2 protein-coding genes are annotated in these 2,843 nt (G+C 58.6%); both read right to left on the bottom strand.

Annotated features, from left to right (window positions below; genetic code table 11):
* Positions 1-2,075, bottom strand: a 2,075-nt coding sequence (locus VBE63_RS26805) for a DEAD/DEAH box helicase (RefSeq protein WP_323686053.1), incomplete at its 3' end; no start/stop codon positions are given.
* The coding region (locus VBE63_RS26810; protein ID WP_323686054.1) for a site-specific DNA-methyltransferase at positions 2,072-2,843 on the bottom strand (772 nt) is incomplete at its 5' end. The genes VBE63_RS26805 and VBE63_RS26810, both read right to left, overlap by 4 nt.

Consider the following 2,843-nt stretch of genomic DNA (forward strand, 5'->3'; position numbering starts at 1 on the left):
TTTCTTGCATCTTCCTCGCTGAGATAGCTCTGCAAATGCGTGACCGTTTGAGTGGCCAGATCGTAGAGCAGATCGGCATGCTTCTCGTAGTCGATGTCATCAAAATCCACCAGGCCGCTGACGACGTAGTGCTCGAGTCGCGTCTCCTTTAAGCCGCCCTTGCCGAGTCCGATCACTTCGGTGGCGCCAGTGCGGAGCAACTGCACCCAGAGCTCGTCCGAAATCGGCTGAAAGTTCAGGCCGGAGAGATCCAGTTCAAATGCCCTGAAGCCGGAGTCCACCTCGCTCTTCGGCACCACCAGGATGCGGGGAATATCGATGCTTTGCTGTACGACCAGTTCGGTCGTCTTCTTGACGATGGCCGCGATGTCCGGCTGCTCGGTCATCCCGTCCAGCTCCGATTGGGCTGGGGTATAGGCGGCGGCAACGTCCCGCACCATGTTCGCTTGGACGTCGGCGTTGGCGAGGCTGCGCATGGTCGGTACGCGATCCGGCTGGCTTTCGAACTGCTTGATGACGCTGTAGGCCGCCTGGGCGACTTTCTGCTCCGCCGGTGTGGTGAACACCGCTTGCTCGCGCGAAGGCGCAACGGTCGTGGAACCCGTGGTTTGTGCGGGAACGGTGCCGAGCTGGCTAGCCAGCTTGCTCTGTGAGATCACTGTCTTGGTCTTCTTCTCGATCTCATCGGGATCGAGGACGAGGGTCTGCATGCGAACCTGGGAGTCGGCACGGTTGGCCTCGTCCACGATCTCCTGGAACTTGTCATGCGCCACGATGTTGAGCCGATCGACCGCAGTGACGCCAACGCGCTTGCCATAGGGCAGGCGCAGGCCGCGACCGATCGATTGCTCGATGAGGATGCGGGCATTGGCGGCGCGCAGCGGCACGATGGTGTAGAGGTTGGTCACATCCCAGCCTTCCTTGAGCATGTTCACGTGGATCACGATCTCGGTCGGCTCGTCGGCCTGCTCCACCTTGAGTAGCCGGTTGATCATGTCCTCCTCTTGCGCGCCCGTCTTACTGGAATCGACCTGGATAACCTTGTCCTTATAGCCGCCGTCGAAGAAATCATCCGACTCCAGCAAGGTCTTCAGTTGCGCCGCGTGCGTGGTGTCGCGCGCGATCACCAGCACGAAGGGCTTGACGATCTCGCGGTTGGTCTCGCGGGCATAGGTTTCGAGCTGCACCTTGGTTTGCTCGTGCAGGCGAATCCCATCGGAGAGCTTCAGCGCTTCAATGGCCTCCTTGCTCATGTCGGCGGGATTGAAGTTCTTTCGCGTCACTACGGCGGGCTCCTTGACGAAGCCATCGGCGATGGCGCGGCCCAGAGCATAGTCGTAGATGACATTGTTGAAGGGGATCGCTCCCTTTGACGTTTCGACGAAGGGCGTTGCCGTCAACTCCAGCCCCAGGACCGGCTTCAACTCGTTGATGGCGCGCAGTCCCGCCTTGGCTCGGTAGCGGTGGGATTCATCCATGAGCAGGACGAGATCCGGCAGGGCCGCAAGGTAATCGAAGTAGCTCTCCCCGATGTATTCCGACAGGCGCTTGATCTTCGGCGCTTTGCCGCCGCGGACCTCTGAGTCGATTTTGGAAATATTGAAGATATTGATGCGCACGCCGCCAAAAAGCGAGCCGCTGGCCGGGTCACGCTGATCGTAGTTATCGCCGGTGATGAGTGCTGGTTGATTGACGACGAACTCCGCAATGCCTTTGAAGACATATTTGGGTGTATTGGGCGTGAAATCCGCGATCAGCTTGTTATAGATCGTCAGGTTGGGCGCGAGGATGAAGAAGTTGTTGATGCCGTGGGCGAGGTGCAGGTAAGTCACGAAGGCGCCCATGAGCCGCGTCTTGCCGACGCCGGTGGCGAGGGCAAAGCAAAGCGATGGGAAATCGCGCTCGAAGTCGGTGACAGACGGATACTCGCTTTGGATCAACTCCAAGGCTTCGGACAGGGCCGTCGATTTACGGGGCGGCACGATCTCGGTGATCCGGTCGAGGATCTCCAGTGATCGGCGCTGCGGCGGGCGGAGGCTCAGGCGTCCGGAAATGGCGTTGACGTGGCGGTTCACTCTGCATCCTCCGCTGCATCAAAAAGTCCTAGCTGGCCGGGTTCCCGCGGGGCGTCGGGGAGGTTTTCGACGCGGAGGCTGTAGTCGTCCTTGCCCCATTCGCAGCGGCTGAGCACGGCTTTGGGGATCTTCTTCACCGTCAGGTTTGCGTAGCCCTCCTTGCTGCCACGGAAGGAGGTGCAGACCACGAGCAGGCTGCGCTCCGGGCCGACTTCATGGCTCAGCTGTTGCAGCTGCTCGTGCTTGAGGCTGGCAGTGGTGACGTAGATGAAATCCTGCTCCGTGGAGTGGCCGTGCTGCCAGTAGAGGCTGTCGCTCGGGGCATAGGTGAAGCCCTCCAGCTTACAGACCGCCTCGGCCAGCATGGCCGGGTTGTAGTCCTTGCTGATCACCCAGTTATCCCATTTGTCCTTTTCGAGCAAGGAGGGTGCAAGCTTGTAATAGCGGAAGCCACCGCCGCCTTTCCAGCCGACTGCATTGGTGATGCCATCGGGGTCTCGACCATCAATAACTCTTGTGAGACGTGGAACGCAGTGAGTGTCGCAATGCTGACCGAGTTCGATTCCAATCCATCGGCGATTCATTTTGTGAGCTACAGCAGCCGTAGTACCTGATCCGAGAAAAGAATCAAGGACAAGATCGTTTGCGTCAGTCGAGAGCTCTAGAATACGCTTAATTAAAGCCTCTGGCTTTTTCCCTTTCTTGAACGAAACCCCACCTTCTTTATGTAAATTATTCGAGAGTAGATCATCCCATATGTTAGAAGCT

The sequence above is a fragment of the Lamprobacter sp. genome (assembly GCF_034860625.1).
In the GTDB taxonomy this organism is placed as follows: domain Bacteria; phylum Pseudomonadota; class Gammaproteobacteria; order Chromatiales; family Chromatiaceae; genus Lamprobacter.